Source organism: Vibrio neonatus (assembly GCF_024346975.1).
GTDB classification, from domain to species: Bacteria; Pseudomonadota; Gammaproteobacteria; order Enterobacterales; family Vibrionaceae; genus Vibrio; species Vibrio neonatus.
Genome location: NZ_AP024885.1, coordinates 2,668,741 through 2,682,516, shown reverse-complemented (window position 1 = coordinate 2,682,516; position 13,776 = coordinate 2,668,741). Strand labels below are relative to the sequence as shown.

The 13,776-nt window shown below is 42.2% G+C and carries 13 protein-coding genes; 5 read left to right on the top strand and 8 right to left on the bottom strand.

What is annotated here, in order from left to right:
• Nucleotides 1-75: 75 nt before the first annotated feature.
• Nucleotides 76-1,857 carry an aminopeptidase P family protein gene (locus tag OCU38_RS12490; RefSeq protein WP_261823270.1) on the bottom strand — a complete coding sequence of 594 codons (1,782 nt, stop codon included), beginning with the start codon at nt 1,855-1,857 and terminating at the stop codon, nt 76-78.
• 342 nt (nt 1,858-2,199) lie between these two features.
• Here OCU38_RS12490 and tsrA point away from each other — a divergent pair, with 342 nt between their 5' ends.
• Entirely contained in the window at nt 2,200-2,481 is a 282-nt protein-coding gene (gene tsrA, locus OCU38_RS12485; RefSeq protein WP_023405360.1) for an H-NS-like global regulator TsrA, read from the top strand.
• A gap of 17 nt (nt 2,482-2,498) precedes the next feature.
• Here the strand turns inward: tsrA and OCU38_RS12480 are convergent, their stop codons facing one another.
• The 4 genes from OCU38_RS12480 to OCU38_RS12465 all read right to left on the bottom strand — a co-directional run bounded on the left by OCU38_RS12480 (nt 2,499) and on the right by OCU38_RS12465 (nt 4,944).
• Nucleotides 2,499-2,978 carry a DoxX family protein gene (locus OCU38_RS12480; RefSeq protein WP_390625226.1) on the bottom strand — a complete coding sequence of 160 codons (480 nt, stop codon included), beginning with the start codon at nt 2,976-2,978 and terminating at the stop codon, nt 2,499-2,501.
• Nucleotides 2,968-3,759 (bottom strand): HvfC/BufC N-terminal domain-containing protein, encoded by a 792-nt coding sequence (locus OCU38_RS12475; RefSeq protein ID WP_261823268.1) that lies wholly within the window; start codon nt 3,757-3,759, stop codon nt 2,968-2,970. Before OCU38_RS12475 ends, OCU38_RS12480 begins: the two co-directional genes overlap by 11 nt.
• Entirely contained in the window at nt 3,759-4,607 is an 849-nt protein-coding gene (bufB, locus tag OCU38_RS12470) for an MNIO family bufferin maturase (RefSeq protein WP_261823267.1), read from the bottom strand. The genes OCU38_RS12475 and bufB overlap by 1 nt, the downstream gene beginning before the upstream one ends.
• Nucleotides 4,608-4,683: 76 nt before the next feature.
• A complete protein-coding gene (locus OCU38_RS12465) occupies nt 4,684-4,944 on the bottom strand; it encodes a BufA1 family periplasmic bufferin-type metallophore (RefSeq protein WP_021715109.1) in 261 nt (86 codons plus the stop codon).
• A gap of 279 nt (nt 4,945-5,223) precedes the next feature.
• Between OCU38_RS12465 and uvrD the strand changes: the two genes are divergently transcribed.
• Nucleotides 5,224-7,395 (top strand): DNA helicase II, encoded by a 2,172-nt coding sequence (gene uvrD, locus OCU38_RS12460; protein ID WP_261823266.1) that lies wholly within the window; start codon nt 5,224-5,226, stop codon nt 7,393-7,395.
• A gap of 187 nt (nt 7,396-7,582) precedes the next feature.
• Here the strand turns inward: uvrD and OCU38_RS12455 are convergent, their stop codons facing one another.
• The 3 genes from OCU38_RS12455 to rarD all read right to left on the bottom strand — a co-directional run bounded on the left by OCU38_RS12455 (nt 7,583) and on the right by rarD (nt 10,572).
• On the bottom strand, nt 7,583-8,026 hold the full coding sequence (locus tag OCU38_RS12455; RefSeq protein WP_261823265.1) for a hypothetical protein: 444 nt from the start codon (nt 8,024-8,026) through the stop codon (nt 7,583-7,585).
• A 990-nt stretch (nt 8,027-9,016) separates the two neighbouring features.
• On the bottom strand, nt 9,017-9,676 hold the full coding sequence (locus OCU38_RS12450; RefSeq protein ID WP_261823264.1) for a LysE family translocator: 660 nt from the start codon (nt 9,674-9,676) through the stop codon (nt 9,017-9,019).
• Entirely contained in the window at nt 9,673-10,572 is a 900-nt protein-coding gene (gene rarD / locus OCU38_RS12445) for an EamA family transporter RarD (protein ID WP_261823263.1), read from the bottom strand. The genes OCU38_RS12450 and rarD overlap by 4 nt, the downstream gene beginning before the upstream one ends.
• A 163-nt stretch (nt 10,573-10,735) precedes the next feature.
• Between rarD and recQ the strand changes: the two genes are divergently transcribed.
• The 3 genes from recQ to OCU38_RS12430 all read left to right on the top strand — a co-directional run bounded on the left by recQ (nt 10,736) and on the right by OCU38_RS12430 (nt 13,772).
• Nucleotides 10,736-12,550 (top strand): ATP-dependent DNA helicase RecQ, encoded by a 1,815-nt coding sequence (recQ, locus tag OCU38_RS12440; RefSeq protein ID WP_261824289.1) that lies wholly within the window; start codon nt 10,736-10,738, stop codon nt 12,548-12,550.
• Nucleotides 12,534-12,845, top strand: a complete 312-nt coding sequence (locus OCU38_RS12435) for a DUF3630 family protein (RefSeq protein WP_373277913.1) — start codon at nt 12,534-12,536, stop codon at nt 12,843-12,845. The genes recQ and OCU38_RS12435 overlap by 17 nt, the downstream gene beginning before the upstream one ends.
• A gap of 261 nt (nt 12,846-13,106) precedes the next feature.
• Nucleotides 13,107-13,772, top strand: a complete 666-nt coding sequence (locus OCU38_RS12430; protein WP_021715102.1) for a 7-cyano-7-deazaguanine/7-aminomethyl-7-deazaguanine transporter — start codon at nt 13,107-13,109, stop codon at nt 13,770-13,772.
• Nucleotides 13,773-13,776 lie beyond the last annotated feature (4 nt).

Genomic DNA, 13,776 nt, shown 5'->3' with positions numbered 1-13,776 from the left:
CAGCAGATAAATAAAATAGCCCCTCAATAATTGGATAACCAACTATTGAGGGGCTTTGCTATTAGAGCTAGAGAGCTAGAGAGCTAGAGTTGCTTGTTGCAACCATTGCTTCACATCGCCATCAACTAGTGGTGATAAGTCATTCCACACTTTTTGATGATACTCATTAAGCCATTCAATCTCATGCGCGGTTAGAAGTGACTGGTCGATATTACGTTTATCGATCGGTGCACGAGTTAGGGATTCAAATCCAAGCACAGAGAAGTCGCCTTGAGTTTCGATTTCCACCACGATCTCTAGGTTTTCAATACGGATACCAAACTCATCAGTTCGGTAATATCCTGGTTCATTTGAAAGAACCATACCAACTTCTAATGGGATGTTATTGTAGTTTTTAGAGATGCCTTGCGGGCCTTCATGCACACTTAAAAAGTGTCCTACACCATGACCAGTACCATGGTCGTAATCAAAACCCTGCGCCCATAAATGTTGACGAGCAAGAATATCCAATTGATGACCACAAGTGCCTTTCGGGAATCGAGCTTCGGCTAAAGCAATGTGACCTTTAAGTACCAAGGTAAATTGTTTCTTCATTTCCGAAGTCGGTTGACCAATTGCAATAGTACGAGTGATGTCTGTGGTGCCGTCTGGGTATTGACCGCCTGAATCCACAAGATACATAGAGTTATCGTACACGACACTTGGAGCCGGTTCGTTGTTGTGGTTGTAGTGGCACATAGCAGCATTATTTGAAGCCGCTGAAATAGTATCAAAGCTAAGATCTGCTAGAGACTCATCTTCACGTCTAAAGGCTTCAAGTTGGTCTGCAATCTGTGCTTCATCGTGATATTGGCCTTTGGCATTTTCTGAATCAAACCAAGATAAGAACTTAACCATCGCCACACCATCGCGAACATGACAGTTTTTCATACCTAATGCTTCGACACTGTTTTTGGTCGCTTTAGGTAGTCGACAAGGATCTGCGATAGGCAGAACTTCTGCACCTACTTCATTCAGAACAATGCCAAACCATGCGTTGCTTGTTGCAGGATCTAGGATAACTTTTTTGCTATTCAAATTAGCCAAGCGTTCTTTTAGTTGGCTTGGTGAGAATAGAGTGACGCCTTCTCCAACATGCTGATTAAACTCAGCAGGCACACGCTCTTGATCAATGAAGAATTCAAGCTGGCCGTCGTTATGAATAATGGCGTGTGATAGCGCTGCTGGTAATCTTGATATGTCACTACCACGAATGTTGAGCAACCAACAGATTGAATCTAATGCTGTCAGTACGGCACTGTCAGCTTTGTTCTCTTTTAATAAAGCCGCAATGTTGGCGCGTTTTTCTTGGCTACCAACTCCGACCCATTCGTTACCCATTAGACGAAGAGCGGATAGGGCAACAGCAGGTCGGTCGCTCCAAAGCTCATCAACAGGATTGTTCTCAAAATAGATAAGGTCGTAATCTTCAGCTAATGCTTGTTTGGCTGCATTTAACCAACGGGCAGAATGCATTTTAGGGTCAATGCCTACTTTGCTACCCGCTTTTAAATTAGCTTGAATCCAAGCGATAGGAGGGGTTTGAATTAGGTGCTGATATGAAAATACGTCAGATGGAGTTTGCTTAGTTACCTGAACGGTGTAGCGTCCGTCAACAAAGATAGCGGCATCTTCAGTTGTAACAACAGCGGCCCCAGCAGAGCCCGTGAAACCTGTTAGCCAATGTAAACGTTCGTTGTGCTCTGGAATGTATTCACCTAAGAACTCATCTTCGTGGGGAACAATAAAAGCATCAAGCTTATTTGTGTTTAACCAGTTGCGGAAATCCGTAACACGGCTATTAATCTGAGATGGCATAATCTCTCCTCATCATTACTACCTAATATGCGCATGGCAATTAAGCTACCCTTTTTGATGCCGGTGTGCAATTTTATAGTGCACAACAAGCCTTTATGTAAGTAATGGCAAACGGTCTACATTTTTGGGGTTGTAGAGTCACTACGGATAGAATAATTGTGCTCTTGTTCTCAAGTCTTTTACCTATACTATTACTGTTCACCTAATTACTGTGATTGGGGTAACTGAAAACAGTTCTAGTTTCGGATAAAAAAGTATATTCTATGTACAGGAAAGTTTTTCGTCCTACCGTGAGTTTTGATTTCTTCAAAACCCGATAAACTCTTATTTAAGTGAAGTAATATGGCACTAACGACTTACGAAATGGCTCGCAGATTAGAGCAACTTGAAGAGTCTCCAGAAAAAGTAATGTATGGTAAATTACTGGTAGAGCTCGGCAATCAAAGTGAAGAAAGAATTAGAAGTGCAGCTAAGCAACTCCCATTAACCACTCTTAAAGATATCGTATATCAGTTTCAAAAAGTGATTGAATCAAGAAAGGGTGAGCAAGTGGAATTAATGGCTCAGCAATTATCTAAAGATGGAATCACTATTGAAGATCTGAAAGCTTTTTTAAATAAATAGTCTCCTCTAGGAAATGGCTACTTATTACTATTTAGCTTATTGCGATTAAAAAATGTTTTGCTAAGTATATGGTCTGCGGAGAATAATCCTGCTCCCCATATTACATTGATGAGAATCATTAGGCCCCAAAGCTGATGGTCATAAAAACCATTTGCCCAAAGGGCTGGGTAAGACACTACCGCCATGATATTAAATACAAATAAAATGGCAGCAAATAGTCGAGTGAATAATCCTAAAGCAAGAAGTACAGGGATAATAAGCTCAGTAGCCGTTCCTATATATGCTGCTATTTCCCATGGCAGTAATGGCACTTGATATTCGTATTCAAATAAAAATAAAGTGCTGTCCCAGGTGCTTATTTTAACTAAGCCTGAATTGAAAAATACCCACGCCACCCAAAGTCTACAGAACAATAGTAGTAACGGAACCGCTATGCGTTGTAAGTTGGATACTATATTTTGATAGGCTTGATATTGAGTTTGAATGCTACTGTTCATATCCATTCCTTGTATTGATTTTAGCGCTTGTAGGCATTAAAAACCCTGCAATGATACCTTCTTCCACCAAAGACGAAATATAAGGCAATAACGGCTCATCAATTTGTGAGAGTGGGCGTTGCGCTTCTATGGCTAAAAGAAGTTGATAGTTATCGGCGTTTAGAGCTTTGTAGTGGATCTGCCCATTGGGCTTAATAGAGATAAAACCAGATTGAGCTTGTTGTATCTCTAAACCATCAAATGAACGACGTTCAATGCCTGCCATGAGATCAAAGACAGCGATACTAGAATCAAAGCTAGCAACCCCAATATTGCTGGTTAGGCGAATATGCGGCTGTTGATCCTCTGCTAGGTTAGTAAGGGCAGATAAAGGCAAACAGTCGATGTGTTGTTGATTATCGACTCTGTTTTGTAGTTCATCACATAAGGCTTCAAAACGCGCCAGTTCAGTTAAGTAGGGTGCAATTTCTAACACTTTGGGAAATTGGCAAATGGTTTTATAAAACCCTTGTCCGTAATGAGACACATTTCCGCTCGTTGAGGGTGTGGTTAACACATGTTGTCTTGCCATCTGCTCAAAGCATTCCTCTCCAACCATGGCGAGTGTATTTGGGTAAACAGCTTTAAGTACATCGCTCAAACTGAGAATAACGTTGTTTCTATACACTTGCATACGTTGCTCTGCCGAGAAGTGGTCACTATGTATATCGCAATGTTCCGCAGCACCTTGGTAAATCAGTGACTGAGCGAAGTTGGCTTGTAGCGTGGCAAGAGAGATCATCACGCCACCTGCACATTGCTAATTTCATTTATGATGATGGACGCTTTTTGTGCCTCGGCGAGCAAAACCTGCGGCTCAGGGATATCTGTATCCCATTCAATTAAAGTAGGTATTGTTGGGTTGGTTTGATTCCAAGTACGGTATAAATCCCACACTTCTTTGCATACGTGCGTGCTGTGCGTATCAATCCATATTTTTTGATTTTGAATTTCTTTTACGGTGAACCCCGCAAGGTGTATCTCTTTTACTGCACTGTGTGTGATGGCGTTTAGGTAATGTTGTGCGTCAAAACCATGATTCAGTGACGAGACATAAATATTGTTTAGATCGAGCAGTAAATGGCAATCAGTACGGCGCTGAACTTCATTTAAAAACTCCCATTCCGAAATTGTTGAATGATTAAATCTTAGGTAACTGCTTGGGTTTTCGATTAGCAGGGGGCGTTGTAGGGCGTCTTGCACTTGCATCACATTACGTACAAAAACCTGCAAAGCTTCTTCGGTGTAAGGAAGCGGAAGTAAATCATTGAAATGCACACCGCCGTTTTCGCTCCAACTTAAATGATCGGACACCATTGTTGGTTGCAGTTCATCGACTAGGTCGACTAATGCTTGTAGGTGTGAAGAATCTGGTGTTTGTACTGAGCCTAGAGAGAGCCCAACACCATGGCATGAAATATCGTGTTGCTGACGTATGCTTCTTAGTTGTTTGCGCGCTAAAGAATTTACTTCAAAAAAATTTTCACTGTGCACTTCTAGCCAAGAGAGATGTCCTGGGTTCTGTTCAAAGAAATCCAAATGTGGATGACGTAACCCAACTCCGACAGCGCCATGAATATTATTATGCATCTCAGTAAACTCTATATCTGGGCGGGGGAAGAAGGGGTACGATACAGCGGTACCCCAGGAAACGAACGAGGATAGATTACGATGACGACATACTTCCGCCAGCTAACTTGTCACATAGTCCTTTTGGTACCACAACAAAGGCATCTTTTTGATGATCTTCTTTTGATGTTCCTGCACAAGAACTGGTTTTCGTTGCGCAGTCATTTTTCCCTGCTTTTGCCACTCCATAGCATTTCTCTTTTTCTGCTGCTACGGCGTGGGTTGCGGTAAGCATAGTGCCACCTAGAGCCAGTAAACCAGTAACTGCCGCTGTAACTGCAAGATTAGACTTTTTCATAATATCTTCCTCAATATGATCCTTAGTTGTGTAGGCAATCGGAGACAACTTGTTAATGGTATGTTGCGATTGCTGTTAAATAAGATGCGATGAATTAGGAATTTATTTCAAAAAAATTCAAGAAAGACCATTTTTTGTTCTAATGGATTGAAATATAAGAATAAGTTTTTTAGGTAAAAAGTGATGAAATTGCAGTGTACGGAAGTTAGAGATTGTGTCGCTTACGCTGTATACTGAGCATTAATGTATAAATAAACAGTAATAGATTGGAAAGGTACGATGGACGCATCATTATTACTCGATGGGCTAAACGACAAACAACGAGAGGCGGTAGCTGCCCCTTTAGGTAATCTATTGATCCTTGCTGGCGCAGGCAGTGGTAAAACTCGGGTATTGGTTCATCGTATTGCTTGGCTTATGTCGGTAGAGCAAGCCTCGCCATTTTCTGTTATGTCGGTAACTTTTACCAATAAAGCGGCGGCAGAAATGCGCGGTCGTATTGAAGAGTTAATGAGAGGCACAGCCTCTGGCATGTGGAATGGTACTTTCCATGGTATTTGCCATCGTATTCTTCGTGCTCATTATTTGGATGCGAGACTGCCAGAAGATTTCCAAATTTTAGATTCAGAAGATCAGCAACGTTTATTACGTCGTTTGATCAAAGCGCAAAACTTGGACGAAAAGCAGTGGCCAGCGAAGCAAGCGGCATGGTGGATCAACGGCAAAAAAGACGAAGGTTTAAGACCTTCGCATATTGATAGCTACCACGATCCAGTGACTAAAACTTGGTTACGTATCTATTCGGTTTATCAAGAAGCGTGTGACCGTGCTGGTTTGGTTGATTTTGCTGAGATTTTACTACGCTGCCACGAGTTACTGCGCGATAAACAACACATTCGCGAACATTATCAAGCTCGTTTTAAACATATTCTTGTGGACGAGTTTCAAGATACCAACAACATTCAATACGCTTGGCTTCGAATGATGGCAAGCCCTGAATGTAATGTCATGATCGTAGGTGATGATGACCAATCTATTTATGGCTGGCGCGGAGCGAAAATCGAAAATATTCAACGCTTCCTTAATGAATTTAAACAAGCGTCTACCGTTCGTCTTGAGCAAAATTATCGCTCGACCAAAAACATTCTAACGGCGGCAAACCACCTGATTGCCAATAACGTTGAACGTATGGGTAAAGAGCTGTGGACCGATGGCAGTGATGGCGAACTTATCTCGGTTTACTCCGCTTACAATGAATTAGATGAAGCGCGTTTTGCGGTCAATAAAATCAAAGAATGGCAAAGCACCGGCGGAATGTTAAAAGATTCAGCCATTTTGTACCGTAATAACGCCCAATCTCGTGTTATGGAAGAAGCCTTAATTCAAGCCGGTATGCCATATCGCATCTACGGCGGAATGCGCTTCTTCGAACGTCAAGAGATCAAGGATGCACTGGGTTATTTGCGTTTGATGTCCAATCGTAATGACGATGCTGCTTTTGAGCGTATCGTGAATACGCCAACGCGTGGCCTTGGTGAGAAAACCTTAGAGACCATTCGTTATGCCGCCAGAGATCGCGGCGCAACATTGTGGCAAGCCAGTACTCAGTTATTGGAAGAAAAGGTGTTTGCGGGCCGCGCAGCAGGGGCTTTAGGGCGCTTTGTTGAGCTAGTAAATGCGCTTGAAGACGACACGGCACCTATGGAGCTACACAAAAAGACAGACCACGTTATTAAAGCATCCGGTTTGTTTACTATGTATCAGCAAGAAAAAGGCGAAAAGGCACAAGCGCGCATAGAAAACTTGGAAGAATTGGTCACGGCAACGCGTCAATATGAGAAGCCTGAAGAAGCAGATGAGATGAGCGATCTTACTGCATTCTTGACTCACGCTGCTTTAGAGGCAGGTGAAGGGCAAGCCGATGAGTTTGACGATGCCGTACAGCTTATGACTTTACACAGTGCTAAAGGCTTGGAGTTTCCTCTGGTCTTTATGGTTGGCGTTGAAGAGGGAATGTTCCCGAGCCAAATGTCAGCAGAAGAAGCAGGGCGACTAGAAGAAGAGCGCAGGCTTTGTTATGTGGGAATGACCCGTGCAATGCAGAAACTTTATCTGACCTATGCTGAGATGCGTCGTCTATACGGACAAGATAAATACCATAAACCGTCTCGATTTATCAAAGAGTTGCCAGAAGCTTGTACCCAAGAAGTGCGCATGAAAGCTCAAGTAAGCCGACCAACCAATACCGGTCGATTTAGCCAAACCGTTAAGCAAGAAAGCTTCAATGAAACAGGCTTTGGTTTAGGACAAAGAGTCAAACACCCTAAGTTTGGGGAAGGCACCATTATCAACTTTGAAGGCAGTGGCGCGCAAAGTCGCGTTCAGGTTGCCTTTAATGGCGAAGGGATAAAGTGGCTGATTACTCAATACGCCAAATTAGAACAGCTGTAAAATTATTAAGCCCCAGCAACTTGCTGGGGCTTTTGCTATTAGGTGATGGCAAAATTTTTGATGACTTGCGACTGGTTCTTCACTTATAAAATTAGGTTTAAATAGGGCCTAGGAGTGAGCGATAAGTTGGATTTTTGGTCCGCTGAGGCCCTGTAAATATATCCTTGTAGTCTAAAAGTAATACCGTTTACTTAGATACATACACTGCAACACCTCTTAATCTAGTGTATGCATCTCCACGCTCTACGCTGATAGTATTGCCACTGGAATATAAACTCCCATCAGTACTTGTTGTAATTGCAGAACCATATGATGTTGTTGTATGCGGTGTATCGCGTTCATCTATAGCTGTTAGAATTATTCCGTTAGCTCCAATTTTTGCCGCTTCCTCTTTTAATCTTTGGATCGCTTCATTCATTAACGTGCTGCTTTTTTTAAAATCATGACCTGCGCTAGAGGATAAAATTCCAATTTCTTCGAAGTTTTTTGGTGCGACTCTATACAAATGAACTTTACTTGCCGGGATCGCGGGGCGTATATTACCTGTGACAATGGCGTTGCCATCCATGATGGTACAACCAGACATTATTGAAACGAAAAATAGTGTCACAAACGCTAATATAATTTTCATACTTTCCCCTAAAATTAAAATGCCACTTAATATTTTTATGATGCATGTATGTGCATATCCATGAGACCGTATATCAACAGTTTCTAGATACTCTATCAGATAAACGAGCATGGCAAGGCGCTGAACTAGGAGCTTTACGTCTCAGCTATCTAAGTGTTGGCAATAGTAATTTATTTATTAAAAGTTAGGTAGTTAGTTTGGCGTTGTTCTATCTTGCCTATCAATAACAATTAGTAAATGAGCAAGTAGTAAGTAAAGAAAATCAGCCAATCAGTTATGCTTTCAGATAGGTAGCAGGTAGCTTGCGGGGTAACAAATAGCACATAAAGAAAAACCCCGAGAGCTTGCGCTCTTCGGGGTCGTTGTCTTACTTGCAGCAATCCGGCTACTAAGTGTGCTCCCTGCATCAAATCCTTGATAGTGTGCTGTGATCCGTCAGCATATTCCTTTTCTCGCCATCCTAGCGGTGTCCATGTGACCCTATCCTGGTCTACTAACAATCCTCGTTAGTACTTCTCACTAAATCCTTTAGTGGTGTCCTTTACATCATCCTGATGTTCAGTCCTTTCCTCATCCAGAGGTGTCCATTGTCTTTCCTTAGTAGCAACCATCCTAGTTACTATTGCGTCCATTCAATGTTCAATTTGCTTTCCATGCCGACTATTCATCCTGAATAACCGAATCTTCATCCTGAAGAACACCTAATCCTTGGTGGTTTCCTTTTCCGTGTCAGCTTCCTTCCGACCCTTTTAATATTAAGCTTTTCTCTGATTTGCTCAATAGGGTCAAAGGCAATTAATTTCAGTCATAGATGCGCCTATAAATTAATTTCCTTTAAAATCAAAGTCTTGTGATTCTTGGTGTCTATTCCTGACAGATATTTGCTGTGATCACGTACATTCTTGTAAGAGATCTCGCACAAAAATATGGCGGATGTCGTTATTGTCTGACTAAAACAAATGCATAATTGTTCTATTTTCAATCACTTACTTAGCTTGATAGGGTGTGAATAACGGCTTCACCTATGATGGTACAGCCCAAAATAGTGAACAAAAGACAGCAAAGTAGATCTATATATTTTGCATATCGAGTTAGGGCTTGTTGTAAGCGCTGTGTTGATAAAGCCCAAGCAAGCAGTGCAAACCAGAAAAATGCCAAACTCCATAAGATAAACAGGGCGGCAAACTTACCTTGTAGCGACATGCTTTGTGGTACAAGTGTCGACATCAAACTGACAAAAAACACTAACGCTTTTGGATTGAGTAGGTTAGTCGTAAACCCGCGCGTAAATGCCTGTCTTCTGCTAGTGAGGGTAAAGTCTTTGTTTTTCTTTGAGCTAGTCGAGGTCGCTTTGCGTTGATTAAACAAGCTTTTTAAGCCACTTAAACCAAGATATGCGAGATAGCTTCCTCCTAACAACTGCACGATAAAAAACAGCTGTGGATGAGCATGTACGAGGTAGCTGATTCCAGTTAGGCTGAGAATCGAGTGAGTGAGAATCCCCATCGAAAGCCCAAACGCAATTAGCACTCCAGTTTGACGTCCATAACGAGTTGAGTTTTGCACAACCAGAGCAAAATCAGGGCCTGGACTCATAAGGGCAAGAAAGTGTATTCCTGCCAATGTCATAAGGACGTGTAGTTCATTCATTTTTTGCGTGCCATTGAATTTTTAATACCATCAAAACTAAAGATAACCAGTGCAATCCAAATGAACATGAAAGTAATAATTTTATTTATGCTTAAATGCTCATCATAAATAGTGATGGCTAAAATAAACATCAAGCTTGGTCCTATGTATTGGAAAAAGCCGAGCGTAGATAACTTGATTCGGGTCGCCGCGCCAGTAAAGCAAAGCAATGGGGCGGTAGTGACTAAGCCTGCCAGTATCAGCAAGGTGTTTAGACTCAAACTATTGTTTAGCAGGTTTGAGGTTTCGCTATTGGCAAAGAATACCCAATAGATAATGGTTAAGGGCACCAAGAACAAGGTTTCAATGAATAACCCAGTCTGAGCATCCAGATTTACTTTTTTTCTCAATAAACCATAAGCGCCAAAACTGCTGGCTAAAGCAAATGAGATATAAGGTATTGAACCAAAAGCAACCAACTCAATAGCGACACCTAAAAATGCCAGAGCGACTGCAATCCACTGTATCGCTCGTAAGCGTTCTTGTAAGAAGATCATACCAAGTAGGATATTGACCAGTGGGTTGATGTAATAGCCCAAGCTTGCTTCTAGCATATGGTTGCTATTGATAGCCCAAATAAATATCAGCCAATTCAAACCAATAAGAACAGAAGATGAGACTAAATAAATCAGTTTCTTTTTATTTTTTAATGCTTCACGGACGCAGTGCCAGCCTTGACCAAAGTGAATCAGTCCAGCAAGTAAAAAGAATGACCATATAATACGGTGCATCAGTATCTCAGAAGCAGGAACAACGGCTAATGCTTTGAAGTAAATGGGAGATATTCCCCACATGGTGTAAGCCATAATGGCAAATATCACACCTTGTCGAGTGCGTTGTTGAGCTTGGGGATCCATAAATTTCTCGGGATACTGACTGGAAAAGAGGGAAGTATAGAGAGCCTATAGACTCAGAGCCAGTAAAATGCGGTTTCCATCCTAGATCATCCCCATTACAATGAGCGCTCATTTCGACTAATCACCAACAGGTAATACATTCTACATGTCCACCCATCTACCTATGATTGAGGAATCTGATACTCAAGCAACACCTCAGCGCGTGCTAGAGGATGTATTTGGCTATCAAGAATTTCGTGATGGTCAACAAGAGGTAGTGGAGGCTGCACTGTCAGGTCGAGACTCGATGGTGATTATGCCAACCGGTGGTGGTAAGTCATTGTGTTACCAAGTGCCTATGCTGGTGGCTCCGGGAATGGGGCTGGTTATCTCTCCTCTTATCTCTTTGATGAAAGACCAAGTGGATCAGTTAAAAGCCAATGGTGTCGCGGCTGAGTGTATTAACTCTAGTATGAGTCGAGAAGACTTGCTGTCGGTGTATAACCGAATGCATCAAGGCAAAATTAAGCTGATTTACGTTTCGCCTGAGCGTGTGTTGATGCGTGATTTCATGGAGCGAATCCAGTATTTAGAAATCAATTTAATTGCCATTGATGAAGCACACTGTATCTCTCAATGGGGACATGACTTTAGACCTGAGTATGCCTCGTTGGGGCAGTTGAGACAGCAATTTAGCCATGTACCTTTTATGGCCCTCACGGCAACGGCTGACGATACTACTCGTCTCGATATTGATGCGCGATTACAACTCAATGACCCTTTGTTTTACTTGGGCAGTTTTGATAGACCCAATATTCGCTATACCTTGGTGGAAAAAGCAAAACCTGTTGCGCAGATCATTCGCTATTTGGCCACGCAAAAAGGGCAGTGCGGCATTATTTATTGCGGCAGTCGTAAAAAAGTAGAAATGCTCACCGAGAAGCTGTGCAATAACGGCATTCGCGCTATGGGATACCATGCCGGAATGGAGTCTGATGAACGTGCTTATGTTCAAGAAGCCTTTCAAAAAGACGATATTCAAATTGTAGTGGCAACAGTGGCGTTTGGTATGGGGATCAATAAACCCAATGTACGCTTTGTGGTGCATTTTGATATCCCAAGAAATATAGAGTCCTATTACCAAGAAACCGGCCGTGCAGGTCGTGATGGTTTGCCTGCTGAGGCAATGACGCTCTATGATCCATCTGATATTAACTGGCTACGCCGTATGCTGGATGAGAAAGAAGATGAGCAGCAAAAAAAAGTGGAGATGCACAAGCTAAATGCCATGAGTGCATTTGCTGAAGCACAAACCTGCCGTCGCCAAGTATTGCTGCATTATTTTGGTGAATATCGCGAAAAAGCGTGCGGTAACTGTGATATTTGTATCGACCCCCCTAAAACCTTTGATGGAACAGAAGCGGCGCAAAAAGCACTGTCTTGTGTATATCGAGTGAAACAATCTTTTGGCATGGGTTATGTCACTGAAGTATTGCGTGGCATGCAAAATATTCGCATTCGAGAAAATGGTCATGACAAAATCTCGACTTATGGTATCGGGCGTGAAAACAGCCATGATTACTGGGTGAGTATCATGCGTCAGTTAGTCCACAAAGGATTACTGACACAGAATATTGCTCGCAACTCTACCTTACAATTGACCGAAGAAGCGCGCCCATTACTGCGTGGCGAGATGACCTTAGAGTTGGCCGTACCAAGATTGGATCTCACCTTATCCTCTAAGTCAGATAAGGCGCCAACTAAGCACTATGATAAAAAGCTGTTTGCCAAATTGCGTAATCTTCGTAAGCGAGTGGCAGACGAAGAAGGATTACCACCTTATGTAGTGTTTAACGATGCTACCTTGATTGATATGGCGGATATTCTGCCAACTTCATACGGCGAAATGCTGGCGGTGAATGGTGTAGGGCAACGTAAACTTGATAAATACGCCGATAAATTTTTAGATTTGATTCAGGAGCATATTACAGGTGTCTAGTTTTTTCCTTCGTCATTTAGACCTAGAAAATGGACGACTATCACTGGTTGCTCCTTCTTTTGATCACGATGACTTTGCCGTTATAGGGCAAAAATTTGTCGACTTGATTGATGCTAGCGTTATCGAGAAACAGCAAGATGCGGATTTACATTCATGGTTGATCGACTTTGAAGGTTGTCAATTGATGCTTCGTGCCGAGCACTATAGTGAAGCTATGTGGCTAGAGAGCTTATCAGCGACAGAATCACAGCCAGAACTGCAGTTTTTGGCTAGCCTAGTGGCTAAAGGCATTTAATAGCACGTACTTAATAGCGGGTACTTAATAAAAATAGGGGCCTAGGTTTCACATGAAACCTGAACATTTATCAATCCGCTCTTTTATAAACTTAAGCCTCGTAAGCCAATAGCTGATAAGTCTTAGTATTGTTCATCTATTGCACAATTTTATTCGTTATGTATAATGCCGAGCCCGCCATTTGGCTGGGCATTAAAATTTGAGATGAAGCACATTGCTTCGAATGGGTTCCCTCGCCCCCATCTACTAAAAAGGTACAATATGAACCGTTTTGATCCGTCCCAACTGCGTAAAGCGCTATTCCTTTTAGCGTCCTTTCACTTAATTATCATTGCTTCTAGCAACTACCTTGTACAGCTGCCATTTACCGTATTTGGTTTCCATACCACTTGGGGTGCATTTACTTTTCCGTTTGTGTTTTTGGCTACTGATTTGACCGTGCGTATTTTTGGCGCACCAATGGCACGCAAGATCATTTTCTTAGTCATGCTTCCTTCGTTGTTAGTGTCGTATTTGTTGTCTGTTATCTTTTTTGAAGGGCAATTTCAAGGCGTGGCGCCGCTCGCTGAATTTAACTTGTTCGTTGCGCGAATCGCGATTGCTTCATTTATGGCTTACTTGCTAGGGCAAATACTAGATGTGCACGTATTTAATCGTCTACGTCAAATGAAGCAGTGGTGGATAGCGCCAACGTGCTCCACGCTATTTGGTAATGCATTGGATACATTGGCATTCTTTGGTATTGCGTTTTACAACAGCCCTGATGCGTTTATGGCGCAACATTGGCAGGAAATTGCGCTGGTCGATTACACCTTTAAGCTGATCATTAGCTTAGGCTTATTTGTTCCTATGTACGGCGTATTGTTGAATTATCTTATTCGCAAGCTTACCACTCGTTCAGAGCAGGGGCTTCCTGCTCAGGCATAAAGAT

What these genes read in the sequence shown, in the direction of transcription:
- recQ (WP_261824289.1), top strand. Translation starts at nt 10,736, where the DNA reads ATGATTGAGGAATCTGATACTCAAGCAACACCTCAGCGCGTGCTAGAG.
- OCU38_RS12430 (WP_021715102.1), top strand. Translation starts at nt 13,107, where the DNA reads ATGAACCGTTTTGATCCGTCCCAACTGCGTAAAGCGCTATTCCTTTTA.
- OCU38_RS12465 (WP_021715109.1), bottom strand. Translation starts at nt 4,944, where the DNA reads ATGAAAAAGTCTAATCTTGCAGTTACAGCGGCAGTTACTGGTTTACTG.
- rarD (WP_261823263.1), bottom strand. Translation starts at nt 10,572, where the DNA reads ATGGATCCCCAAGCTCAACAACGCACTCGACAAGGTGTGATATTTGCC.
- tsrA (WP_023405360.1), top strand. Translation starts at nt 2,200, where the DNA reads ATGGCACTAACGACTTACGAAATGGCTCGCAGATTAGAGCAACTTGAA.
- uvrD (WP_261823266.1), top strand. Translation starts at nt 5,224, where the DNA reads ATGGACGCATCATTATTACTCGATGGGCTAAACGACAAACAACGAGAG.
- bufB (WP_261823267.1), bottom strand. Translation starts at nt 4,607, where the DNA reads ATGCATAATAATATTCATGGCGCTGTCGGAGTTGGGTTACGTCATCCA.
- OCU38_RS12455 (WP_261823265.1), bottom strand. Translation starts at nt 8,026, where the DNA reads ATGAAAATTATATTAGCGTTTGTGACACTATTTTTCGTTTCAATAATG.
- OCU38_RS12490 (WP_261823270.1), bottom strand. Translation starts at nt 1,857, where the DNA reads ATGCCATCTCAGATTAATAGCCGTGTTACGGATTTCCGCAACTGGTTA.
- OCU38_RS12450 (WP_261823264.1), bottom strand. Translation starts at nt 9,676, where the DNA reads ATGAATGAACTACACGTCCTTATGACATTGGCAGGAATACACTTTCTT.
- OCU38_RS12480 (WP_390625226.1), bottom strand. Translation starts at nt 2,978, where the DNA reads ATGAACAGTAGCATTCAAACTCAATATCAAGCCTATCAAAATATAGTA.
- OCU38_RS12475 (WP_261823268.1), bottom strand. Translation starts at nt 3,759, where the DNA reads ATGATCTCTCTTGCCACGCTACAAGCCAACTTCGCTCAGTCACTGATT.